This is a genomic window from Chryseobacterium sp. JK1 (genome assembly GCF_050632815.1).
GTDB lineage: Bacteria > Bacteroidota > Bacteroidia > Flavobacteriales > Weeksellaceae > Chryseobacterium.
Window position 1 is genome coordinate 322152 of sequence record NZ_JBODRU010000003.1, and the last position, 23461, is coordinate 345612.

At 36.6% G+C, this 23461-nt stretch carries 21 protein-coding genes; 14 read left to right on the forward strand and 7 right to left on the reverse strand.

Translation table 11 applies throughout. The annotated features are described in order from the left end of the window. Nucleotides 1–62: 62 nt before the first annotated feature. Complete coding sequence (gene lnt, locus ACQ76T_RS18150; protein ID WP_431344668.1) at nt 63–1697, forward strand: apolipoprotein N-acyltransferase; 1635 nt, start codon at nt 63–65, stop codon at nt 1695–1697. A gap of 289 nt (nt 1698–1986) precedes the next feature. Here lnt and ACQ76T_RS18155 read toward each other — a convergent pair whose 3' ends face one another. Beyond that, the gene (locus tag ACQ76T_RS18155) at nt 1987–3690 is read right to left on the reverse strand and encodes a T9SS type A sorting domain-containing protein (RefSeq protein WP_431344669.1); all 1704 of its coding nucleotides are present in this window, start codon (nt 3688–3690) and stop codon (nt 1987–1989) included. A 242-nt stretch (nt 3691–3932) separates the two neighbouring features. On the opposite strand from ACQ76T_RS18155, the gene rpmB reads away from it, so the two are divergent. The 5 genes from rpmB to ACQ76T_RS18180 all read left to right on the forward strand — a co-directional run bounded on the left by rpmB (nt 3933) and on the right by ACQ76T_RS18180 (nt 6130). Next, entirely contained in the window at nt 3933–4175 is a 243-nt protein-coding gene (rpmB, locus tag ACQ76T_RS18160; protein ID WP_002976757.1) for a 50S ribosomal protein L28, read from the forward strand. A 6-nt stretch (nt 4176–4181) separates the two neighbouring features. After that, nucleotides 4182–4364: a 50S ribosomal protein L33 gene (gene rpmG, locus ACQ76T_RS18165; protein WP_027373683.1), complete on the forward strand. Its 183-nt coding sequence runs from the start codon at nt 4182–4184 to the stop codon at nt 4362–4364. A gap of 20 nt (nt 4365–4384) precedes the next feature. After that, on the forward strand, nt 4385–4534 hold the full coding sequence (locus tag ACQ76T_RS18170) for a DUF4295 family protein (RefSeq protein WP_065722020.1): 150 nt from the start codon (nt 4385–4387) through the stop codon (nt 4532–4534). Between the two features lie 309 nt (nt 4535–4843). Then, complete coding sequence (gene ftsY, locus ACQ76T_RS18175) at nt 4844–5797, forward strand: signal recognition particle-docking protein FtsY (RefSeq protein ID WP_431344670.1); 954 nt, start codon at nt 4844–4846, stop codon at nt 5795–5797. A gap of 72 nt (nt 5798–5869) precedes the next feature. Continuing rightward, entirely contained in the window at nt 5870–6130 is a 261-nt protein-coding gene (locus ACQ76T_RS18180; protein WP_422693949.1) for a GlsB/YeaQ/YmgE family stress response membrane protein, read from the forward strand. A gap of 73 nt (nt 6131–6203) precedes the next feature. On the opposite strand, the gene sppA is transcribed toward ACQ76T_RS18180, so the two are convergent. Beyond that, nucleotides 6204–7961 (reverse strand): signal peptide peptidase SppA, encoded by a 1758-nt coding sequence (sppA, locus tag ACQ76T_RS18185; RefSeq protein ID WP_431344671.1) that lies wholly within the window; start codon nt 7959–7961, stop codon nt 6204–6206. Nucleotides 7962–7981: 20 nt separating this feature from the next. Here sppA and folK point away from each other — a divergent pair, with 20 nt between their 5' ends. The 6 genes from folK (at nt 7982) to fmt (ending at nt 15798) form a co-directional block, all read left to right on the forward strand. Beyond that, nucleotides 7982–8398 (forward strand): 2-amino-4-hydroxy-6-hydroxymethyldihydropteridine diphosphokinase, encoded by a 417-nt coding sequence (gene folK / locus ACQ76T_RS18190; RefSeq protein WP_431344672.1) that lies wholly within the window; start codon nt 7982–7984, stop codon nt 8396–8398. A 17-nt stretch (nt 8399–8415) separates the two neighbouring features. Further along, nucleotides 8416–9537, forward strand: a complete 1122-nt coding sequence (locus ACQ76T_RS18195; RefSeq protein ID WP_431344673.1) for an OmpA family protein — start codon at nt 8416–8418, stop codon at nt 9535–9537. Nucleotides 9538–9584: 47 nt separating this feature from the next. Beyond that, on the forward strand, nt 9585–11111 hold the full coding sequence (locus ACQ76T_RS18200; RefSeq protein WP_431344674.1) for an OmpA family protein: 1527 nt from the start codon (nt 9585–9587) through the stop codon (nt 11109–11111). A gap of 208 nt (nt 11112–11319) precedes the next feature. Then, a complete protein-coding gene (locus ACQ76T_RS18205; protein WP_431344675.1) occupies nt 11320–12756 on the forward strand; it encodes an OmpA family protein in 1437 nt (478 codons plus the stop codon). A gap of 78 nt (nt 12757–12834) precedes the next feature. Beyond that, the gene (locus tag ACQ76T_RS18210; RefSeq protein WP_431344676.1) at nt 12835–14742 is read left to right on the forward strand and encodes a RecQ family ATP-dependent DNA helicase; all 1908 of its coding nucleotides are present in this window, start codon (nt 12835–12837) and stop codon (nt 14740–14742) included. A 105-nt stretch (nt 14743–14847) separates the two neighbouring features. After that, on the forward strand, nt 14848–15798 hold the full coding sequence (fmt, locus tag ACQ76T_RS18215) for a methionyl-tRNA formyltransferase (protein ID WP_431344677.1): 951 nt from the start codon (nt 14848–14850) through the stop codon (nt 15796–15798). An 83-nt stretch (nt 15799–15881) separates the two neighbouring features. Here the strand turns inward: fmt and ACQ76T_RS18220 are convergent, their stop codons facing one another. From ACQ76T_RS18220 to ACQ76T_RS18230, 3 genes are all read right to left on the reverse strand, one after another. Further along, nucleotides 15882–16463 (reverse strand): Crp/Fnr family transcriptional regulator, encoded by a 582-nt coding sequence (locus ACQ76T_RS18220; protein WP_431344678.1) that lies wholly within the window; start codon nt 16461–16463, stop codon nt 15882–15884. 101 nt (nt 16464–16564) lie between these two features. Next, on the reverse strand, nt 16565–17686 hold the full coding sequence (ribB, locus tag ACQ76T_RS18225; RefSeq protein WP_431344679.1) for a 3,4-dihydroxy-2-butanone-4-phosphate synthase: 1122 nt from the start codon (nt 17684–17686) through the stop codon (nt 16565–16567). Nucleotides 17687–17753: 67 nt separating this feature from the next. Further along, nucleotides 17754–18758 (reverse strand): LLM class flavin-dependent oxidoreductase, encoded by a 1005-nt coding sequence (locus ACQ76T_RS18230; protein WP_431344680.1) that lies wholly within the window; start codon nt 18756–18758, stop codon nt 17754–17756. Nucleotides 18759–19063: 305 nt separating this feature from the next. Here ACQ76T_RS18230 and ACQ76T_RS18235 point away from each other — a divergent pair, with 305 nt between their 5' ends. Further along, nucleotides 19064–19903 carry a M12 family metallopeptidase gene (locus ACQ76T_RS18235; RefSeq protein ID WP_431344681.1) on the forward strand — a complete coding sequence of 280 codons (840 nt, stop codon included), beginning with the start codon at nt 19064–19066 and terminating at the stop codon, nt 19901–19903. Between the two features lie 32 nt (nt 19904–19935). Here ACQ76T_RS18235 and ACQ76T_RS18240 read toward each other — a convergent pair whose 3' ends face one another. Beyond that, complete coding sequence (locus tag ACQ76T_RS18240; protein WP_431344682.1) at nt 19936–22062, reverse strand: helix-turn-helix domain-containing protein; 2127 nt, start codon at nt 22060–22062, stop codon at nt 19936–19938. A gap of 81 nt (nt 22063–22143) precedes the next feature. On the opposite strand from ACQ76T_RS18240, the gene ACQ76T_RS18245 reads away from it, so the two are divergent. Then, nucleotides 22144–22602 (forward strand): hypothetical protein, encoded by a 459-nt coding sequence (locus ACQ76T_RS18245; RefSeq protein ID WP_431344683.1) that lies wholly within the window; start codon nt 22144–22146, stop codon nt 22600–22602. Nucleotides 22603–22793: 191 nt separating this feature from the next. Here ACQ76T_RS18245 and ACQ76T_RS18250 read toward each other — a convergent pair whose 3' ends face one another. Beyond that, nucleotides 22794–23330 (reverse strand): gamma carbonic anhydrase family protein, encoded by a 537-nt coding sequence (locus ACQ76T_RS18250; protein ID WP_431344684.1) that lies wholly within the window; start codon nt 23328–23330, stop codon nt 22794–22796. Nucleotides 23331–23461 lie beyond the last annotated feature (131 nt).

A 23461-nucleotide genomic window follows, 5' to 3' on the forward strand; every position in this document is an offset into this window, starting at 1 on the left:
TCATTTCTTTTGGCTTTGAGTTTCTTTTTACAAACCTTATTTTTGCATTATATTTTATCTCAATGAAATACGTTTTACTTACACTTATTTCGGCAATGCTGCTGTCGGTTTCATGGCCAACTTATGGCGTTCCGTTTTTTATATTTTTTGCCCTGGTTCCTCTTCTGATGATGGAACATGGAATTTCAAAATTTTCAAATTACAAAAGAAAAGGACGGATCATTTTCGGACTTTCTTACCTGTGTTTTATCATCTGGAATATTGTGACTACAGGTTGGCTGTATGGCGCAAAAAATCCTGATGGAAGCCATGCCCTGATGGCTGTTGTATTCCCTGTACTGGTTAATTCTCTTTTATACTCTTTGGTATTCCAGTGTTATCATTGGTACAAAAATGCTCAGGGTACTTATTGGGGATTAGGCTTTCTTATCGCCCTGTGGATGAGTTTTGAAAAATTCCATTTGGGATGGGAGCTTACATGGCCTTGGCTGAATTTGGGGAATGTATTTTCCGATTATCCTAAACTGATACAGTGGTATGATACTTTAGGAGCAACAGGAGGAAGTTTTTGGATCCTCCTGATCAATGTTCTGATATTCTATACAGTAAGAACATGGGAAGCCGGGAGAAAGAAAAAAGATTTGATCAGAAATTCTTCAATTGTAGTTGCTTTAATGGCTGTACCTATGATTATTTCGGTGATCAAGTATAATAATTTCGATGAAAAGCCATCCGGACAGGTAAATGTACTGATGTTACAGCCGGATCTTGACCCTTATAATGAAAAGTATTCGAAAGACAGTTTAGCTATTGAGCAGGATCTTTTATCTCTTGCTGAAAAAAATTCAACCGGTAAAATTGATTATTATATTGCTCCGGAAACAGCACTCCCAGGAAGAGGTTCTATTTCGGAGACTGCTTTTGAGAAGAGCTTACTTTTAAACAACATCAAAGGCTTTTTATCTCAACATCCAGGTTCTGTTTTTGCCACAGGAATCTCTTCACACCGTTTTTATTTTAATGCTGCACAGGCTCCTTCGGAAGCTTACCAGATCAATAATGGAGTTTGGGTTACCAGCTACAATACAGCCGTTCAGCTTGCTCCTAACCAACCCGTACAGGTTTACCACAAAGGAAAGCTTGTACCTGGTGTTGAAATATTTCCTTACATAAGTGTTTTAAAGCCTATCCTTGGTGATGCTATGCTTAATCTGGGAGGAACTGTAGCTTCTTTAGGGATAGACAAGGAAAGAAAATCTTTCTCTAATCCTTACAACAAAGGTAAAATGGCACCTGTTATCTGCTACGAAAGTATCTATGGTGAATTTGTTACTGATTATGTAAAAAAAGGAGCAAACTTCCTGGCGATTATGACCAATGACTCATGGTGGGGCGTTACAGAAGGGCACAAGCAGCTTTTATCCTATGCTAAACTAAGAGCCATTGAGACCAGAAGAGAAATTGCACGTGCCGCAAACAGTGGTATTTCTGCTCACATCAATGCTAAAGGAGAAATAACGGAAGATACATTCTATGGTGATACAACAGCATTATTCGCAAAAGTAAATCTATATGACACCATGACGTTCTATACAAGAGCGGGCGATCTTCTTTCCAGATTCTCAATGTTTGCTTTAGGATTTTTATTGTGTTATTTCTTCATTGAATGGTTCAAAAGAAAGACCAAAAAAGCATAGTTTTTATCAATTTAATGAATGTATCAGGCTTCAGCGAAAATGAAGGAAAAAATTTTCAGATATAAATATTCTATCATTTTTCTGCTTTACTGTATAGCGGTATTTTATCTCTGTAAAAAGCGGAGCTCGTTTTTGAGTGGAAAATTATAATGCAGGATTTTGCCACTTACCACGATTATTATTACGAGGGTAAACCTACGGCATACATGCCACCTTTATATCCTTATTATTTACTTTTAAAAGAAAAGCCAGCTGGACGTCTGGCTTTTCTCAAGATAGAATGATTCAGTTACTTAACAGTAAGCTTTCTCGTGGTTATTTCGTTTTTTATCTTCAGTTTTAATAGATAAACTCCTTTTGGCAGATGGGAAACATCCACAGACTGATCTCCGTTGAGGGTGATATTCAGTTTTTTCCCATCAATAGAATACATTTCAGCTTCCGAAACTTTCTCTCCTTTAATATATACTTTATCTGATGTCGGATTTGGATAAATAGCAAGACTGGATGTTGCTTTATGTTCTTTTATTCCTAATGTATTCTGTACAGAAGCATCAGAATACACCTTGGAAGCATCAATAGATTTAACGCTCCAAAATACATTCTCAATAGTCGGATCAAGATCCAGGAACCAAGAAGGTGTTGTAACCACATATTTGGCAATGTCGTGACCGCCTTGCGTAGTTCCTACAGTAATCTCATATCGTAAGGCATTAACTGGTGTTTTATCATCTGTGGCTCCACTCCATGAAAAATTAAAACGATTTCCGTTTTTTGTCAGATTTAGATTGGTCGGAGGTGTCGGTTTAGCATTGGCTTCTGTTGAAGTATTAGTGAAGACTTTTGTCAGAGATAGCATATCCGGATCGTTCCAATCAAACCCGTTCAATAAAATATCAGGGTGGTTATCGTTATTAAAATCAAATAAATGAACAATTCCCGCCAAAGGTGTAACACCGTTTAATGTCCCTTCCGAAAATTGCTGGGTAGAAGGGTTGTAAATATAAGTCTTTACTACCCCGTTATAATTTTCATTTCCTGCAACAATGAAGTCATAATATCCGTCATTATTCAAATCACCGATACTTAAAGAAGCATCAGAAATATCTGCTACAGGAATCTGTTGTGATGTAAGCGTTCCCGTTCCATCGTTCATCAGAACGGCAAAATAGCCGTCATCATTTCCGTCTCTTCCTATTACAACAATATCCTGAAAACCATCCGCATTAAAATCGGCGAAATCTATTTTTCCTACGCCCACTGGACCGAAATCCTGAGTAGGAATTAATACTCCGGCCTGGTTCATATACACTTTGGAAACCGCATTACCATTGATGTCTGAACCTATTACGACAACATCAAGAAGGTTATCATTATTCAGATCCACAACTTTGAAACTCCCGTTTTGGGTTCCCTCAAGCCAGTTTCCCATCATATTGAAACCGGAGCTTGTATTTTTATAATAATCTAATGTATTTCTAAAACCAATTCCGTCGATATATTGAGTTCCATTGATTGCATAATCCTGTTTTCCATCATGATTAAAATCAAAAACCTCCAACGATCCATAAATTTTACCCGGAAGATCTTCTTCTTTCAAAAAACCTGACCCTGTATTTTTGAATCGGTAATGTTTGTAATTCACAACATCCATATAGCTTAGTCCCGTCGCAATAATATCCATAAGGCCATCATTATTATAGTCAATGAATCTTATATCACCTAAATGCGTCACATCCGCTCCCAAACCTGCAAAAGGCAGCAAAGTACTTCCGTTATTCTTATATACTTCATTAAAAGTACTGTCTACATTTCCGTCTCCATCAGAATCTATGGCTCCATTCATCACAATATCCAGTTTCCCGTCATTATCTATATCGGCAATATCAGCAGCTGCGTAATAGAAATTCTGCATCCCAGTTGGTATCTCCGAAAAATTCTGTGCAGAGAGTACAAGAGGCAGCATCGATAATAAAATATAAATTTTCTTCACGTTGTTTTTATTTAGATTAATTAAAAACAAAGATAGAATATTAAATTCTTTGGGTAAAAAAATGCGTGTATGAAATATATCAGCACTGATTTTCTGCTATATCCCGGAAATTCGGGTATTTTAAAAATTCAATATTATTAATCAGCCACTTATTTACAAATATTTTCTAAAAGATTTGTCTATCTAAAAAATTCTTCGTTATTTTGCACTCTCAAATATTATACAAATAAGAACATCGAGATATGTCAAGAATTTGCCAAATAACAGGAAAGCGTGCAATGGTTGGTAACAACGTTTCTCACGCTAATAACAAAACGAAGCGTCGTTTTGAAATTAACTTATTAGAGAAGAAGTTTTACCTTCCAGAGCAAGATAAGCACGTTACACTGAAAGTATCAGCTCATGGATTGAGAGTGATTAACAAGATTGGAATCGAGGAAGCTATTGAAAGAGCTACTAGAAACGGATTGATTAAAAAGAATTAATAAATCATGGCAAAAAAAGGAAACAGAGTTCAAGTAATCCTTGAATGTACAGAGCACAAAGAAAGTGGTATGCCAGGAATGTCTAGATACATTTCTACAAAAAATAAAAAGAACACTACAGAGAGATTGGAATTGAAAAAATACAATCCTGTTCTTAAGAGATCTACCCTTCACAAAGAAATTAAGTAATTTATAAATAATAACTTACCATGGCAAAGAAAGTAGTAGCAACCCTACAAACTGGGTCTAAAAAAATGACTAAAGTGGTGAAAATGGTTAAGTCTTCTAAATCAGGAGCTTACGTTTTCGAAGAAAAAGTAATGAATGCTGACGAAGTTGATGGTTATTTAAAAAAATAATCCGTACTTTGTTTACAATATAAAAACTACTCATATTTTGGGTAGTTTTTTTGTTATCTTTGTGCACCAGATTATCAATCAGTAAAGTATGAAAAAAGTGCTTGTTCTGGCCTGTACAGTAACTTTTCTATTTTCATTACAGACATCTTAGAAACTCCTGATTTCAGAAAAGTAGCAGATGTATATGTTAATCTTCAGAATCTTCCTGGAAGCGGCCTTGCAGAAGTAAGCAGCCTTTTCAGAGATGATGCATTGATAGAAGTAGAAGCCACACCAGTGGTTAAAAATAAATAAGTATAAACTAAAACTATGAGTTGGTTTAAAAATATTTTCAAAAAGGAAGAAAAAGAAACCCTAGATAAAGGATTGGAAAAATCCAGCCAGGGATTCTTTGAAAAAATGACGAAAGCCGTAGTCGGTAAAAGCAAAGTAGATGATGAAGTACTGGATGATCTTGAAGAAATACTGATTGCCTCCGACGTAGGTGCCTCTACCACTATCAAAATCATAGAAAGAATAGAAGAGCGTGTTGCCAAAGACAAATATGTTGGGGTAAACGAACTTGATAAAATTCTTCGTGAAGAAATTTCAGGTTTATTACTTGACAATCCTCATGCAGGTACAGGGAATATCGACACTTCAAAAAAACCCTATGTCATCATGGTGGTAGGAGTAAACGGAGTGGGTAAAACAACCACCATCGGAAAACTTGCCCACCAGTTCAAATCGGAAGGAAAAAAAGTAGTTCTCGGAGCGGCAGATACCTTCAGAGCAGCAGCGGTAGACCAGCTTGTTATCTGGAGTGAAAGAGTGGGCGTTCCTATTGTAAAGCAAGAAATGGGATCCGATCCTGCTTCCGTAGCATTTGACACTGTACAAAGTGCCGTAGCACAGAATGCAGATGTGGTAATCATTGATACAGCTGGAAGACTTCACAATAAGATCAATCTGATGAACGAGCTTTCTAAAATCAAAAGAGTGATGCAAAAGGTTATTCCTGACGCACCACACGAAATTCTTTTGGTTCTTGACGGATCTACAGGACAGAATGCTTTTGAACAGGCAAAACAATTTACAGCCGCAACAGAAGTGAATGCTTTAGCAGTAACCAAACTAGACGGAACCGCCAAAGGAGGTGTTGTTATAGGGATCTCCGACCAGTTCCAGATTCCGGTAAAATATATTGGAGTAGGCGAAAAAATGCAGGATCTTCAACTTTTTAATGGTACGGAATTTGTAGACTCATTCTTCAAGAAAAGATGATTTACATCATGTTTTCCCTTACACTAGTAAACAAATCATTTTTAAATATTAACAATTAAAAAATTTGCAACTATGGGAATTTTAACATGGATCTTATTCGGTCTTATTGCAGGTGCAATCGCTAAGATGATTATGCCGGGAACCCAAGGAGGGGGATGGCTAATTACTATTATCCTGGGAATTCTGGGAGCATTTGTAGGAGGAGCTATAGGAGTTTACATTTTACACTGGGGAGATGTTGATTCATTCTGGAATCCAAGAAGCTGGATTCTCTCTATCGGAGGAGCTTTAATCATACTCTGGATTTACGGAATGGCCACCAAGAAAAGCTGATGTAAATACAATAAAAAATAAAATCCCGGATCTGAAATTCAGATCCGGGATTTTTGTGTACAATATAATTTAGTTAGTCGTTGATTCTTATCTGGTAAGGCATTTCCATTTTCACTTCAGACTGTAGTTTTTTGTCTGTGATCTGCTGTAAGATCTCGTAGTTGGATTTTCCTATTTTATTTTTGATAATTCTTGCCGAAACATCTTCTTCATTCAGGTCTTTGAAAAATTGTTCGAAAGGTGACATTTTCTTAGGGAATCCTTCAACATGGTAAGATTTCAATCCTGCCTTCTGTGCTGCGAATTTTACAGCATCATTCAAAGTACCCAAATCATCTACCAAACCGATATTCTTAGCACGAGCACCGCTCCATACTCTACCTCCTCCAATATTATCAATCTGTTCGAATGTTTTCTTTCTGTTTTGAGTAACAAAGTGTACGAATCTTTTATAAGTTCCTTCCACACTTCTCGTCATCATATTCACTCCGTATGGGGTAACTCCGTTAAGTCCTGAATAAAACATAGAATTTGCATTGGTAGCCACAACATCTGCACGAATTCCGTTTTTGTTAGCGATGTCTTTATAGTAAGGCATTACACCAAATACTCCGATAGATCCGGTAAGCGTATTAGGCTCTGAATAAATCTTATCAGCTGCCATTGCTACATAATAACCTCCTGAAGCAGCATAGTCTCCAAAAGAAACCACTAAAGGCTTTTTCTTCTTTAACTTTTGCAATTCGAATAAAATCTCATCAGAAGCATTTGCACTTCCACCAGGAGAATTGATTCTGAAAACAACCGCTTTCACTTTATCATCGTCCTGAAGTTTTTTAATATACTTTACATACTTTTCAGAATAGATATCATTATATCCATCTCCATTATTAATAGATCCGGAAGCATACAATATCGCTACTTTCTCTCCAGATTCGTCATCACCAGCATAAGAATTGATATAGCTGCTTAAAGAGATCTTATTCAGTTTATCATCTTCTTTCAGACTCAGTTTAGACTTAAGCAAATCTTCATATTCTGATTTCTGAATAAGTTTGTCTGCAAGTCTGTATTTTAATCCCTGCTCAGGAATCATTCCATATAAACTGTCTACAATTGTTCTGAACTGAAGAGTATCAATTTTTCTGGATGCCGCCATTTTATTGGATGTATTTTTCCAAAGATCATTCAAAAGAGTGCTTAGCTGCTCTTTATTCTCCGGAGAAATATCATTTCTTAAGAAAGGTTCTACTGCGGATTTGAATTTTCCGTGACGGATCACTTCAATTCCGATTCCGTATTTATCTGCGAAATCCTTGAAGAACGTCACCTCTGTAGCAAGCCCCTTCAATTCTATTCCTCCCGCAGGATGAAGGTAATACTGATCTGCTACAGATCCCAAATAATAAGCAGACTGTGAAACTCCATTTCCATAAGCATATACAAATTTTCCGCTTTTCTTGAAATCTTCAATAGCATTTCTCAGATCATCAATCTGCGTAAGACCTGCATTAAGCTCATCTGCTTCAATACTTATCCCTTTAATATTGTCATCAGTTTTAGCCTTATTAATAGCTTCCAATGCATCATAAAGAAGAACGCTTTTGTTCTGGCTGCTTATTCCAAACAATCCCATCTGTTCTTCAGTAGGGCTGTCTATGATGTTTGTTTTTAAATTAATCGTAAGGACAGAGTTCTTTTTTACCGCCACAGACTTATCATTCCCCATGGAACTGAACACAAGCATTATAATGAAAAAGAAGAAAAATACAGCGCAAAGTAGAATTATTGCTACTATATTTGCCAAAACATTTTTAAAGAAACTTCTCATAAATCAATCAATTTTCTAATATGTCGCAGCATAAGGTCATTTTGTTACTCGGAAGTAACCTCGGAGAGCAAAAAAAAAATATAGAGCTTGCTTTGCAGAAAATAAAAGAGGCCGGAAACCACATTTCACAAACCAGCGATTTTTTAATGTCAGATCCTGTAGAATTTGCTAGTTCCAATATTTTTTGTAATATTGCAACAATAATATTCACGCATCTTTCACCAATTCAATTGCTTGATTGTATTAAAAATATAGAAATTGAAATGGGAAGAATTACTGATTCAAAAGTAACCGGAGGTTATACCGACAGGCTAATAGATATTGATATCATTAAGTATAATGAATTAAACTTTACATCAGAAAGATTAGAAATCCCTCATAAAAAACATCTTTTTGAAAGGGAGTTTTCCAGAATATTATTAAAAGATTTTATTTAAAACATAAAACATATTGTATGAAATTAGGTTTATTATTATTGGCCTCTGTATTGCCAATTGCAGCTTTCGCTCAGAATAGCGGAACGACAGTAAACTCTTCTACTGAGTATCCTAATACATTTTCCTCAGGCTCAGCTAATGTAAAACCTTTCGACAACAAATCCAGACTCTTCAGAGACTGGTCTATCTCTGTTGGAGGAGGTACAGCATTTATGGTACATTCAGCTTTGAAATCTATCCACAATGATAAGATAAACTGGGGGTACAATGCTTACGTAAGTATTGACAAACAAATATCACATGCTTTCGGCCTAAGCCTTTTGTACACAAGAGGAGAAACAAAGCAGACAGGTCAGCTTCCCGGTACGCCAGGACAATTGGCTGGTGTTGGAGTTGCAACTACTCAGTTTGATCAGCTTGCTATATTAGGTGACGTTAACTTCTCTAATTTATTAAGGAGAGTAGACAACCATTCTCCCTACAGATGGGCCTTCCATGGATATATGGGAATTGGACTTCAAGGGTACAGAACATCTTTGCATGATAATGATAGAAACAGATGGAGTGATGCTCCCAGGAGAACCCCTCTGTTTGTAAAGCAGAATCTTGATATTAATTCCATGTACTATCAGGCTGGTATAGGGGTTAAATACAACGTTTCAAAACTTATTGATCTTGAAGCAAGAACGATGTATATCATAAGCGGTGAACAGTCATTCGACGGAAGTGGATGGAAAAATTCCAGCTATGATCCTGCAAATGCAGCAGAATCTCAATACAGATATACCATACTCAACAACAGAAGGTCTTATAATGCATGGACGGTATCTTTAGGAGCATCTTTCAAACTTGGAAAACAAATGTCTCACCTGGCATGGCATGATCCGCTACAAGAAGCTTATTACAGAACCAGCGTTTTAGAAAATGCAACTACAGACTTTGTTGTTTGTGAAAAAGGAGATGCTGACAATGATGGAGTATGTGATGATTGGGACAGACAGCTTGATACTCCTGCAGGTGCAAGAGTAGATGGTGCTGGAGTAGCTTTAGATATGGATCTTGACGGAGTTATTGACCTATATGACAAATGCGTAACTGTTCCTGGACCGGTTGAAAACAACGGATGTCCAATCAAATAATCCAGATAAACAGCTTTTTCAAAAAAAAATCAAATAATAAATACACGATGAAATTAAGTTTAGCAATTGTTGCATTAGCTTTGGCTGTCCCTGCCGTAAGCTATGCACAAAACTCTGCGGCAGTTTCCAATGGAAAGTATCCCAATACTTTTTCTTCCGGATCTGCTAATGTTTCCCCATTCACCAACCAATCGAAAAGATTTAATGACTGGTCTATTTCTGTAGGGGCTGGAGTTCCACTTCTTCAGTCTGCCGATTTAACCTCCATTAAAAACGGTAACGGTAAAAACCTTTTCGGATATTCTGCATATGTAAGTATTGATAAAGCAATTACTCATGCTTTCGGTATCAATCTACAATATGACAGAGGTGAAACAAGGCAAGGATGGTTCAATACCAAAAAATCTGCACCGGATGCTTCTGCAGTAGCGGGCAGAACTCAGTATGACGCAATCTCATTATTAGGAGATGTAAACTTCTCTAACCTATTAAGAAGAGTCGACAACCATTCTACATACAGATGGGCACTTCACGGATATGCAGGTATTGGTACAATAGCTTACAGAGCGTATCAGAAAGACTACAAAGGACAAAACCTTATGACGGAAGTCAAGCCTTTCCAGCTAGGTTCTATGTTTATGCAGGCTGGTGCCGGTTTGAAATTTAAAGTCAGCAGAAGAATTGATATCGAAGGTAGATTAATGTACGTCGTTACCGGTGATGATGAGTTTGACGGAGGTGGTGATGCATACAGCGCTATCAACAGACGTTCTGAGCAGGTTTCTGACAATTTCTTCAATGCAACTTTAGGGGTTTCTCTAAAACTTGGAAAAAACGAATCTCACTTAATGTGGCATGATCCACTTCAGGAAATCTATTACAAATTGGATATTTTGGCTAACAAAACCCCAGATATTGAAGTTTGTCAAAAAGGAGATGCAGACAATGACGGTGTTTGCGACGATTGGGACAGACAGCTCAACACTCCGGCAGGAGCGAGAGTGGATGGTGCCGGAGTTGCTCTTGACACTGACTTAGATGGTGTAATCGACCTTTACGACAAGTGTGTAACAGTTCCGGGACCGGTTGAAAACAATGGATGCCCCATCGCAAAAAAAGACAATAACCAAACCGCTAAAGAAATAGAGAAAACATTAAAAGATATTTATTTCAACTTCAACAAGGCTACAATCAGACCCGAATCTAACGAAAAACTAGATCTTGCAGCCTCAATTATTAAAGAAAACGGAGGTAATTACTTGTTAACTGGGCATACTGACATCAAAGGTAGCGCAGCCTATAACCTAAGACTATCTAAAGAAAGAGCTGCTGCTGTAGTAGGAGCTTTAGAAAGCAGAGGTATTAGTGAAAATATTCTTAAATCAAGAGGAGTAGGTTCTGCAGATGCAACAATTCCTGCTTCAGCTTCAGATGCTGAAAGAATGGCAGACAGAAAAGTTACAGTAAGATATATAGAAACTTCGGAATGGGATGCTATCAAAAAGAAAGATTATGAAGATGCTCCGGTAAAGAAACCGGTAAAAAAAGTATCGGCAAAGAAAAGTAAAAAATAATCTCTTATTATACCTAAAAACCGGAAAGAATTTTCTTTTCGGTTTATTTTTTTTCTACTACGAATTTTTTTACATACCTTTATATCATTTTCAGGACAAGACTTATGAATTTCTTAAAAATCAGCGAGTTTGTTTTGGAAAAATGAAAAAAAAATCACTTTCAACGTAAAAAATCATTTCAAATAACTTAACTTAAAAAAATAACACTATGAAATTAAGTTTAGCAATTGTTGCATTAGCATTGGCTGTTCCTACTGCCATTTATGCACAAGACTCGACGGCAGTTTCAAATGGAAAGTACCCAAATACTTTTTCTTCTGGGTCTGCTAATGTTTCCCCATTCACCAACCAATCGAAAAGATTTAATGACTGGTCTATTTCTGCAGGGGTTGGAGTTCCACTTCTTCAGTCTGCCGATTTAACCTCCATTAAAAACGGTAACGGTAAAAACCTTTTCGGATATTCTGCATATGTAAGTATTGATAAAGCAATTACTCATGCTTTCGGTATCAATCTACAATATGACAGAGGTGAAACAAGGCAAGGATGGTTCAATACCAAAGATTCTGCACCGGATGCTTCTGCAGTAGCGGGTAGAACTCAGTATGACGCAATCTCATTATTAGGAGATGTAAACTTCTCTAACCTATTAAGAAGAGTGGATAACCATTCTCCATACAGATGGGCACTTCACGGATATGCAGGTATTGGTACAATAGCTTACAGAGCGTATCAGAAAGACTACAAAGGACAAACCCTTATGACGGAAGTCAAGCCTTTCCAGCTAGGTTCTATGTTCATGCAGGCTGGTGCCGGTTTGAAATTTAAAGTAAGCAGAAGAATTGATATCGAAGGTAGATTAATGTACGTTGTTACCGGTGATGATGAGTTTGACGGAGGCGGTGATGCATACAGCGCTATCAACAGACGTTCTGAGCAGGTTTCTGACAACTTCTTCAATGCAACTTTAGGGGTTTCTCTAAAGCTTGGAAAACACGAATCTCACTTAATGTGGCATGACCCACTTCAGGAAATCTATTACAAACTGGATGTTTTGGCTAACAAAAACCAGGATATCGAAGTTTGTAAAAAAGGAGATGCTGATAATGACGGTGTTTGCGACGATTGGGACAGACAGCTTGATACTCCGGCAGGAGCGAGAGTGGATGGTGCAGGAGTTGCTCTTGACACTGACTTAGACGGTGTAATCGACCTTTACGACAAGTGTGTAACAGTTCCGGGACCGGTTGAAAACAATGGATGCCCGATAGCCACTACTGGACCAGTAGTAGAAACAGAAACAAAATTGGACGGAATTGAGTTTGACTTAAATTCAGATAGAATTTTACCTTCAAATACTCCAATTCTGAACAATGCTGTTAACTATATCAACTCTTCAAACGGATCATACAACGTAATTGGAGCTACTGATACAAGAGGAACAGATGCTTACAACCAGAAACTTTCCGAAAGAAGAGCAAACAACGTTAAGAATTATCTGATCAAAAACGGTGTTCAATCTGGAAAAATACAGGCGATTGGTAAAGGTGAGAAAGACCTTAAATACCCTGAATGTGAACCTGCAACGAAATGCCCTGAATGGAAAAATAGAGCAAACAGAAGAGTTTACTTCGAAGCTAAATAATAAACATATTAATTTATTATACAAAAGTCACGCATTGCGTGGCTTTTTTTGTTACCTTACTTTCCTTATTTTTACATCATGATTTCTCCACAGGATTTTCAAAAGCTAAAATATGATACTCTTAAGTATTTCTGGGGCTATACTGACTTTAGAGATGCTCAGGAAGAGATTATCAATGCTGTTATCAACGAAAAAGATACCCTGGTTCTGTTACCAACAGGAGCGGGAAAATCCTTATGCTATCAGCTGCCTGCTTTACTGAAAGAAGGAACTTGCCTTGTGGTTTCTCCCCTGTTGGCATTAATGAAAGATCAGGTTAACCAACTTAAATTTCGGGGTATAGAAGCTGAGTATTTATCTTCTGAACTGGATGAGTATGATACAGAAGCAATCTATGACCGATGCAAAGAAGGACTTACTAAACTCCTTTATATTTCTCCGGAAAGACTAACCAACACACAGTTTCTTCAAAATATAGAAGAAATCCAGCTGTCGTTCATTGCTGTAGATGAAGCACACTGTATCTCAGAATGGGGACAGGATTTCCGTCCTAGCTATCAGAATATCAAAGGATTCAGAAGTAACAATCCTGAAATTCCATGTCTGGCATTAACTGCTACTGCAACTCCAAAAGTTCTGGAAGAGATCAAAACAAAACTGGAACTTAAAAAACCAGCTGTTTTTCAAAAAAGTTTCAAAAGAAATAATATCAGAATATTTACAGAAGAAGTTTCCGATAAGTTTCAACGTGTTTTCGATATTTTAAAATACAATAATGACTCTGGGATAGTGTATGTAAGAACCAGAAAAGAAGCTGAATTACTTACTGAGTTTTTGAAAAAAAATCAACTGAAAAATGTAGATTACTTCCACGCAGGTCTTACCACAAAAGAAAAAAATACCAAACAAAACCTTTGGAACAACAGTGATAATCATGTTCTGATCTCAACGAATGCCTTCGGAATGGGAATCGATAAAGATAATGTACGGTTTGTTATTCACTATTCTCCTGCAGCCTCGCTGGAGAATTACTATCAGGAAATCGGAAGATCCGGAAGAGATGGTAAAGAAAGTTTTGCGTTTATGCTTTGGAACCAACAGGAGCTTTTAAACTTTGATCAAATCTTAAAGAACCAGATCCCCAATAAAGCCGAATTTTTAAAAATCATTAGCTACCTCTACTCTATTTTTCAGGTTGCCGAATTTGAACTTCCGGAAAAAACCTTTCAACTGAATACAGCCGGAATACAGAACTTCACAAAGTTATCGAAGGCAAAAATCAACAATATTCTCAATTTCCTGCACAACCAGGAAGTAATCTATTACAATGACTACAAGAGTCTGTCTTCTCTGGAACTTTTCATTAAACCGGATGAAATAGATCAGCTTCCTCAGAAAGATGCGCATTTTATAGAACTGCTTTTCCGCACCGTATCAGGAATTACCACTCACAAGGTAATGTTCAGTGAACAGCAGGTAAGTAATAAAATAAATGTAGGACTTCCTTTGATTAAAGAACGTTTGAAAGAGCTTCAGCAAAAAAATTATCTGGAATATCTTGATGGTGCGCTGGCAAGTATCAAGTTTCTAAAACCTCGTGACGAAAGAGCCATAAGTAATGCATATTGGAAACTTTTCGAACACATCCAAAAAAATAAAATTCAGAAATGGGAGGAAATGAAGTTTTATGTAGAAAATAATACCTACTGCAAAATGAAACTTATTCTGGCCTACTTTGGAGAAAAAAATTCAAAAAACTGTGGACACTGTTCTGTGTGTGAAAAGAATAAACAATCTATTTTTGGTAAAAACGTATCTCAGCAGATCATCAATTTACTGGCAAAAAAGCCTTCCACAATTGAGGAGCTTTCTATACAGCTCAGCTATCATTCCAAAGAAAATATTTTAGAAAATCTGATATTTCTACTCGATTCAGGAAAGGTAAGAATGCTGAATTTCAGAACGTATATGCTGAATAATGAATAATCGGATTCTGAGATTGAAAAATACCAAAATTTCCCACTCCAAAACACTAAAAACTCCTTCACAACAACCCTCTCCTACCTCGAATCAAAAACTTATCTTTGCAGTATGAAATCATTGAAAGTCGTTTTTTTAGGAACTCCTGAGTTTGCAAAAACTTCTTTGGAGGCTATCCATCAATCTCATCATCAAGTAGTAGGTGTAGTAACAGTAGCAGACAAAGCAAGCGGACGCGGGCAAAAGATCCATCAGTCACCGGTAAAAGTGTATGCTTCTGAAAATAATATTCCTGTTTTTCAACCGGAAAAATTACGAAACCCTGAATTTTTAGAAGAGCTGAGACAGCTTGATGCTGATGTTTTTGTGGTAGTAGCATTCAGAATGATGCCTAAAATTCTTTTTGAAATGCCTAAGATGGGAACATTTAACCTTCACGCCTCTTTACTTCCGGATTATCGTGGAGCAGCACCTATCAACTATGCTGTTATTAATGGTGAGGAAAAAACCGGTGCCACCACTTTCTTTATCAATGAAAAAATTGATGAAGGAAATATTCTTCTGCAGGAAGAACTGACTGTTTTACCTGACGAAAATGCAGGAAGTCTTCATGACAGACTGATGGAAATGGGTTCTAAGCTGGTCGTGAAAACGTTAGATGGCCTTGCTGAAAACTCCATTGAAGAAAAACCTCAACCTTCAGTAGAACATCCTAAAAATGCCTACAAAATTTTTAAGGAAGATACCAAAATCAATTGGAATGCTCCTTCAAAAACTGTGCATCAGTTTATCTTGGGAATGTCTCCTTACCCCGCAGCTTTCACCACTTTAATGGTTGAAAATGAGGAAAAAGGACTGAAAATATTTGCAGGAAAGTTTGAACTTGCCGATCATGGGCACAATGCAGGAACGCTCTCTATTTCTAAAAATGAATTTAAAATCTATACTGAAGATGGTATTTATTATCCTATGGAACTTCAGTTGGAAGGTAAAAAAAGAATGATGGTAAAAGATTTTCTTAATGGTTTTCACAGCTATGAAGGAATCTCATTAAAAAGCTAAATACAGATTGATATATTAATCAAAAACCACATAAGTTCTACTGCTTGTGTGGTTTTTTATTTATGATTTTTTCCCGTTTACAATCAGCTTTTATTGACTATTTTTCTACGGATTCGGCTTATAAATTCCGGTGTTACTCCCAGATAAGCCGCGATCTGAATATTGGTAAGACGGTGTGCTGTCTGAGGATAATCCTTTAGAAAATCAAGATAGCGTTCATCGGAGGGTTTGCTTAAATTATCAATAATCCTGCGTTGTAAGGCAATAATGGATTTCTGGAATTTAAGCCTCATCAGCCTGTCAATTTCAGGCATTTCTCTGAAAAATATTTCTTTATCTTTTTTCGCAATCAAAAGAATTTCACTGTCTTCAAGAGCCTGAATGTTGAGTTTGGATGGCATATTATTGATAAAACTGTCAATATCCGAAATCCACCAGTTTTCAACGCCGAAATACAGTATCTGCTCAACCCCGTTATGATGAGTATGAGAAACTTTAAAACATCCGCTGACCACAAATCCTTCAAATTCACAGATGTTCCCTTCTTGTAATAGAAATTCTTTTTTCTTTAGTTTATGAAGGTGAAAGGCATTACAATATCTTTCCAGTTTTTCGTCTGAAATTTCAATATAATCTCTGATATGCTTTTTTAAAGATTCGGTCATGATTTTAAAACAATAAAAGGCTTAGAAAAACCCTAAACCTTTTATTTTATATTATGCATCATCATTTACAGCGAAAAATTCACTTATAATGATTTCTTTTACTATAATTGCACCAACTCAGTAACTTCTACATCATATCCTCCCACCTGAGGCTTGATTGTAGGGTTTTGAGTGATTACTTTAAACTTATTGATTCCCAGATTTTTTAAGATCTGTGTTCCGATACCATAATCTCTATAGTTGTACGCTAAAGTAGGGTGTTGCTCCTGCCCGTCCTGATAGTTCAGGAACTGCTGAAGTTTTCTTAATGTATTTTCAGAATTTGAAACGTTATTGATAAAAATAATCGCCCCTTTTCCAGCCTCATTTACCATATTCGTTACTTTTTCCAATAGAGGTTTTTCACCATTGTTAAGTCTGGTTAATACATCAAAATAAGAATCTGAAGACTGTACTCTTACCAAAACCGGCTCATCTACAGTCCATGCTCCTTTTGTTAAAGCAAAGTGGATTTGATCATTAGAAGTTTCTCTGAACGCGTAGAAATCAAACTCACCGTAATGCGTTTTTACTTTCTTTTCTTCCAATCTTTCAACCAGGTTTCCTTTTTTAAGCTGATAATGGATCAAATCTTCAATCGATACGATTTTCATATCATGTTTCTGAGCAAAAGCGTGAAGTTCAGGTAAACGGGACATTGTTCCGTCTTCATTCATAATTTCACAGATTACTCCTCCTTCTTTTAAGCCTGCCAGGTGAGTAAGATCGATAGCAGCTTCTGTATGCCCTGCTCTTTTCAATACTCCTCCTTTTCTTGCACGAAGCGGGAAAATGTGACCAGGTCTCATGAAATCTGTAGGCTTGGATTTTTCATCCATCAAAGCTAAAATTGTTTTCGCTCTGTCTCCTGCAGAAATACCGGTAGAAGTTCCGTTCCCCAGAAGGTCAACAGATACGGTAAAAGCCGTTTCCTTAGGATCACTGCTTCTGCTTACCATCACTTCCAGTCCAAGCTCATCACATCTTTTCTCTGGAAGCGGCATACAGATAAGCCCTCTTCCGTGAAGAGCCATGAAGTTGATGATTTCGGGTGTAGTAAGTTCTGCCGCACAAAGAAAATCACCTTCATTTTCTCTATCTTCATCATCCACTACTATGATTATTTTACCATTTCTAAGGTCTTCAATTGCCTCCGGAATAGTATTTAATTTAATATCAGACATCTTTACTTTTATTTTGTGCAAAGATACTCATAAAAATAAGCATCTGCCAATTAATATCAAGGGTTTATTACGCTTTGGATAATGTGTTTGCTGCCTCTCTGAAGATTTCGTAAGATCTCAGTCTTTTCTGATGATCATAAATATGCGAGTTGATCATAAGCTCATCTACATTAAACTTTTCCTGGAAATCTTTAAGTTTCTGCTGAACCTCTGCCTGATCTCCAATAAAAGTATATCTCAGCTTCTGTAAAACCATTGATTTTTCCATCGGTGACCAGATATCATCCATATCATCTACCGGCGGAGCGAAAGGTTTTCTGTCGTTTCTCACAATATTGATAAAAGCCTGAAATAAAGTAGTGGAAATTTTATGTGCTTCCTCCGAAGTTTCAGCTGCTACACCGTTTACACAGGCAATGATATAAGGCTTATCTGCATATTTTGAAGGCTCAAAATGTTCTCTGTATATTTTAAAAGCCATTTCCATCTGCTCAGGAGCAAAATGCCCCGCAAAAGCATAAGGTAAGCCCAGTTCGGCAGCCAACCAGGCACTATCTGTACTGGATCCTAAGATGTAAAGTGGAATATCCAGCCCCTCACCAGGAATGGCTCTCACCATAGCATCTGAATTTTCTTTTGAGAAATATCTCTGAAGTTCAAGAATCTGTCTCGGAAACTGTTCATTAATGATGGCAGGATTTCTACCCAACGCCTGAGCAGTTAAGCCATCTGTACCAGGTGCTCTTCCAAGACCAAGATCAATTCTTCCCGGAAATAAAGATTCTAAGGTACCGAACTGTTCTGCAATAATCAGAGAACTGTGATTGGGAAGCATAATTCCTCCAGAACCTACTCTGATCTTTTTAGTTCCATTGGCAATAAAACCAATTAATACTGAGGTGGCAGAACTGGCAATACTTTCCATATTATGATGCTCGGCAAGCCAGAATCTTTTATAATCCAGACTTTCAGCATGATTGGCTAAAGACAGACTGTCCTGAAAAGTATCGTGTATGCTTTTTTCCTGCTTTACGGGCGCAAGATCTAAAACAGAAATTTCAAAATTTTTCATATTGGAATATTCATTTTTTTCCAAAGAAGATACAGAATCTTCTCTGTCGATTTCATAATTCTAAATTGGGGTTCAAAAAACCATACAAATTTAAAATATAAAATCTGCATTAGTTACTTTTTGTAATTAATAAAAACAATTGATCAGTTCAGGGAAAAACTATTGAAAAATAATTTTTAATATAAATAGAAAGATAAGGCCGTTCCTGAATAAAATAGAAAAATAAGAAAATATTTAAATTAGATAAATCATTAAAAAGAGAATTAAATACTAAATTCGCATTACCACAATTTAAAAATATCTATATGAAAACAAAATCTGAATTTCATTCAAAAGGATGGATTACCAAAATGGTTTGTATGAATATGATAGCAGTTCTTGCTTTCTCATCCTGCGACAAAAGCAATGATGATCCGGTAACAAATACGGATCCTCTTTCTCAAAAAGAAGAAGTTAAAAAAGGACAGTTAAATGGTCAATCTATTACCTACGTTAAAAAGGACGGACTCAACTTTTTTCAGGGAGATATTGTTCTTTCTGATCAGCAAGTATCAGAAGACGGAGTAGCCAATAAAGGGGGCGCCAGTTTTTCAAGATGGCCAAGTGGCAGAATTTATTATACGGTTGCAGGTAATATGGGTTCCATTAATGCTAATAAAATCACGAGTGCCATTAATGAATATAATAGTAAAACCAATACCCAATGGGTTCTCCGCACCAATCAATCTAATTATGTAGAATTCATTTTCGGAAGCGCTACCGGATCAGATGGCTGGGCTCATATAGGATATCAGGGAGGAAAGCAGACTATTTCTCTCGATCAGTATATTTCTGTAGGATCGGTTATTCATGAAATGGGACATACAGTAGGTCTTTACCATGAACATTGCCGTAAGGACAGAGATCAGTACCTTAGTATTCAATGGGCCAATATTCAGGATGGGCAGGCTTACAATTTCAACATCTATAGTTCGGGTACAGATATAGGGCCATTCAATATTAATTCAGTAATGATGTATTGGCCCAATTCTTATTCTAAAAACGGACTGCCAACGATTAAAAGAGCCAACAATACCACTTTCACTTATAACAGAACAGGTTTTACAACAGGCGATATTAATACCATCAATGCGATGTATCCTTAAACCCTACCTCATCCTAAAAAGAAAAGAATTCTCTAGGAATTCTTTTCTTTTTTATAATTGAAATGATTGATCAGGATTCTGATCTCATTAAATTCAAAATTACTTGGCAGCGCATTCTTCCATTCGGTTAAGGTTTCGTGTGGATTTTTGTAGAACTCATCTTCAAAAGCTTTAATCTTATCTGAAGTAATCACTCTCGAAATATCCAGCAATCCCTGTTCTGCAAATTTAGCAAGGTGCCCGATGACGGTTTCTTTAACCAACCCTCTTTCCAAAGCAATTTCTCCGATGGTTTTACCTTGTTCGAAGAGTTGGAAGGTTAATACCTGCGACGGTACTTTAGCAATTTTAAGATTGATTTCCTTATCATTCTTTTCATCTAAAAGTTTAGTTTCAAGAAGATATATTTCTTTTAGACTATTCAGGTATTCTTCAATATCTTCCAGCCAGCTTTTAAATTCTTCGTTGTATTGTTTTAAGCCTTTCGCGCCTTTAATTTCAGCATAAAATTCTTTAAGAGGATCGAATATTTTGTTTCTGGTTTCTGTAAAAAAGAAATTTACGGCTCCCTTTGATTTATTTTCTATTTCGGACCACTCTTCTTTTTTAACGATAAAATTATTAACCTTCTGGAAAATGATACGTTCCAGTTTTTCAAATATCTTTCCAAGATTTACGGCTTCATGTTTCAGTTGAAGATATAGCTGCTTGGTTTTAACATGATCAATATTTTTGGTAACAATTGAAATATTATTCCAGTCTTCAACTTCTTTTAAAAACCATATACAGTCTACTGTACGAAGTACTTTCCGGATACTGTAATCATATTTTTCCTGATTCAGAATAGCTTCTACATGATCGTTGGCAACTGTATCGGTATGAAAATGCAGAATTCTTTCGTCTTTAAAAATAACTTCCGGAGTAATTTTCGATTTTAAAACAATGCCTTCCAGCGTTCTGCAACGGGACAAAGCTACATAGACCTGTCCGGCTGTAAAACTTTTTCCGGCATCAATAATCACTTTATCAAAAGTAAGTCCCTGACTTTTATGGATGGTAACCGCCCATGCCAGTTTGATTGGAAACTGCTCAAAACTTCCCAACACTTCCTCTTTGATGTTTTTATCCGTATCTAGGAAGTATTTTTTCTGTTCCCAGGTTTCTCTTTTTACGACAATTTCTCTTTCGCTTTCATCAAGAACTACACGAATTTCGTGTTCGTCCAGCCCAATGATTTCTCCCAGCTTTCCGTTGAAATATTTTTTTTCTCCGGAAATATCATTTCTGATGAACATGATCTGTGCGCCAATTTTCAGCTCTAAAAATTGTTCGTTGGGAAATTGGTTTTCTTTAAAATCACCCACCAATTTCGCTTCATAAGTTTGAGCATCCACTTTGATCCCGGCCAGTTTCTCCTGATTGATCTCATCGGCCATTTTATTGTGAGAGCACAGATATACGTAAGATTCTTTGCCCATGTCAAAATCCGGATCATATCTTTTATTAAGGTGCTCAAAATCGATATTGGCCACATCTCCGTCGCGAATTGCATTTAGAATTTCGAGAAATTCTTCATCGGACTGGCGATATACTTTGGTAAGCTCAATGGTAACAATTGGAATATCCTTAATGGCATGGCTGTCGAAAAAGAATGGAGAGTTGTAATACATCTTCAAGATATGTTCATCTCTCACCACAGGCGGCAGCTGAAATAAGTCTCCTATAAACAGCATCTGTACACCTCCAAATCTCTGATTGTTTCTTCGGATAAACCGTAAAGAAAAATCCATCATATCCAAGACATCGGCTCTTAACATAGAAACCTCGTCAATGATGATGATTTCAACTTCTCGTAAAAGTTTCAGTTTATCTTTTCTATATTTGAAATGGGGCATCAGATCGGCAATATTATTTGCCAAACTGGTATCTATCCTTTCTGTAGTAGGAAGAAAGGTTCTCAGCGGTAATCCGAACATGGAGTGAATGGTAACTCCTCCTGCATTGATGGCTGCGATCCCTGTAGGAGCTACCACAATATGTTTCTTTTTTGTCCGTCTTACAAAATCATTAAGAAATGTGGTTTTCCCTGTCCCGGCTTTCCCGGTCAGAAAAACGCTTCTGTTGGTGTACTCTAATAAGTCAAAAAAATGATTGTTCATCGTCGTCAAAAATACGGAAATCAATTGAATTTCTTACCTTGGCATAAGTTTTGAAAATTCTTAAAAAGAAAAAAGTATACTGTGAAAAATTTTTTACCTCATATTTTTACAATAGTATTATGTACTACAATCAGCTTGGTTTCCTGTACAAGCTCCAGAAACTTCAACACCAATCTTCCCGTTGATATTGCAGACAGACCTGCTGATGAAGACAGTCAGAAATATGATCAGGCTCAGTTGGATAAAATGAAGGCATCCATTGAATCGGAAGTGTCAGGTGAAAAATGTACAGATGCAAGCGATTGGACTTTTGCTCCAATGGGTGTTAAATCCTGTGGCGGTCCTCAACAGTATATTGCTTATCCAAAAAAAATAGAAGCTTCTTTTATGGCAAGAGTAAATGAATATACTGATAAAGTAAGAGTTTTCAACGAAAAATATAATATCACTTCAGATTGCGCTGTAGTTATGCCTCCAACTTCTCTTAAATGCATCAAGGGAAAGATAAGGATGATTACTCCGGATGATGATGCAAAATAAAGCAAAGGTTCAATATCAAATCGACAAAAGCTCCGTTATTACAAGGGAGCTTTTGTATTTTGTGTATTATTATATTGGGCTGGAAAGAGCCTATTGTTAATTTTTTAAAATCGGCGATAAATCACAAAATAAGTTTCCTCATACAATTCATCACTCAAATCCTAAAACTGTCCTACCTCCAACTCAAGTTTCTACAATTCGTGATCTTCAACGTTTTCTTTATACCAAGAAGAATATTTCACATAATTATCTGCAATTCTATTGACTTCACCTTCTAATAACTGAGCATTGATGTCTTTTATTTTTCTGGCAGGAACTCCCCCCCAAACTTCTCCGGATTTGATGTGCGTTCCCTGGGTAACTACAGAACCTGCTCCAACAATAGAGTTTTCTTCTACCAAACAGTCATCCATCACAATGGCTCCCATTCCGATCAGTACATTATCTTTAATGGTACACCCGTGAACAATTGCATTATGACCGATGGATACATTGTTTCCAATGTTCAAAGGGTGTTTCTGGTAAGTACAGTGTAACATTGCATTATCCTGAACATTCACCTTATCTCCCATTTTAATATAATGAACATCTCCACGGATTACTGCATTATACCAAACACTACAGTCTTTTCCCATAGTAACATCTCCGATAATAGTAGCTGTTTCAGCCAAAAAAGTATTCTCTCCGATCTGTGGTATTTTTCCTAAAAGTTTTTTTACAAGTGCCATAGTTTTAATTTGAAAATTTAAAATAAGCTTGTTTTGAAAATGATGATTGTCTACCTCCTAATTTTTAGTATCTAACTTCTAAATTAAAGCGATAGCAAAAATCTAACTCTCAATTTTCAGCTTCTAACTTC

Coding starts and splice junctions, on each gene's coding strand:
- rpmG (WP_027373683.1), top strand. CDS start 4,182: ATGGCAAAAAAAGGAAACAGAGTTCAAGTAATCCTTGAATGTACAGAG.
- ACQ76T_RS18170 (WP_065722020.1), top strand. CDS start 4,385: ATGGCAAAGAAAGTAGTAGCAACCCTACAAACTGGGTCTAAAAAAATG.
- rpmB (WP_002976757.1), top strand. CDS start 3,933: ATGTCAAGAATTTGCCAAATAACAGGAAAGCGTGCAATGGTTGGTAAC.
- ACQ76T_RS18200 (WP_431344674.1), top strand. CDS start 9,585: ATGAAATTAAGTTTAGCAATTGTTGCATTAGCTTTGGCTGTCCCTGCC.
- ACQ76T_RS18240 (WP_431344682.1), bottom strand. CDS start 22,062: ATGAACAATCATTTTTTTGACTTATTAGAGTACACCAACAGAAGCGTT.
- ribB (WP_431344679.1), bottom strand. CDS start 17,686: ATGTCTGATATTAAATTAAATACTATTCCGGAGGCAATTGAAGACCTT.
- fmt (WP_431344677.1), top strand. CDS start 14,848: ATGAAATCATTGAAAGTCGTTTTTTTAGGAACTCCTGAGTTTGCAAAA.
- folK (WP_431344672.1), top strand. CDS start 7,982: ATGTCGCAGCATAAGGTCATTTTGTTACTCGGAAGTAACCTCGGAGAG.
- ACQ76T_RS18230 (WP_431344680.1), bottom strand. CDS start 18,758: ATGAAAAATTTTGAAATTTCTGTTTTAGATCTTGCGCCCGTAAAGCAG.
- ACQ76T_RS18220 (WP_431344678.1), bottom strand. CDS start 16,463: ATGACCGAATCTTTAAAAAAGCATATCAGAGATTATATTGAAATTTCA.
- ACQ76T_RS18250 (WP_431344684.1), bottom strand. CDS start 23,330: ATGGCACTTGTAAAAAAACTTTTAGGAAAAATACCACAGATCGGAGAG.
- sppA (WP_431344671.1), bottom strand. CDS start 7,961: ATGAGAAGTTTCTTTAAAAATGTTTTGGCAAATATAGTAGCAATAATT.
- ACQ76T_RS18180 (WP_422693949.1), top strand. CDS start 5,870: ATGGGAATTTTAACATGGATCTTATTCGGTCTTATTGCAGGTGCAATC.
- ACQ76T_RS18205 (WP_431344675.1), top strand. CDS start 11,320: ATGAAATTAAGTTTAGCAATTGTTGCATTAGCATTGGCTGTTCCTACT.
- ACQ76T_RS18195 (WP_431344673.1), top strand. CDS start 8,416: ATGAAATTAGGTTTATTATTATTGGCCTCTGTATTGCCAATTGCAGCT.
- lnt (WP_431344668.1), top strand. CDS start 63: ATGAAATACGTTTTACTTACACTTATTTCGGCAATGCTGCTGTCGGTT.
- ACQ76T_RS18210 (WP_431344676.1), top strand. CDS start 12,835: ATGATTTCTCCACAGGATTTTCAAAAGCTAAAATATGATACTCTTAAG.
- ACQ76T_RS18235 (WP_431344681.1), top strand. CDS start 19,064: ATGAAAACAAAATCTGAATTTCATTCAAAAGGATGGATTACCAAAATG.
- ftsY (WP_431344670.1), top strand. CDS start 4,844: ATGAGTTGGTTTAAAAATATTTTCAAAAAGGAAGAAAAAGAAACCCTA.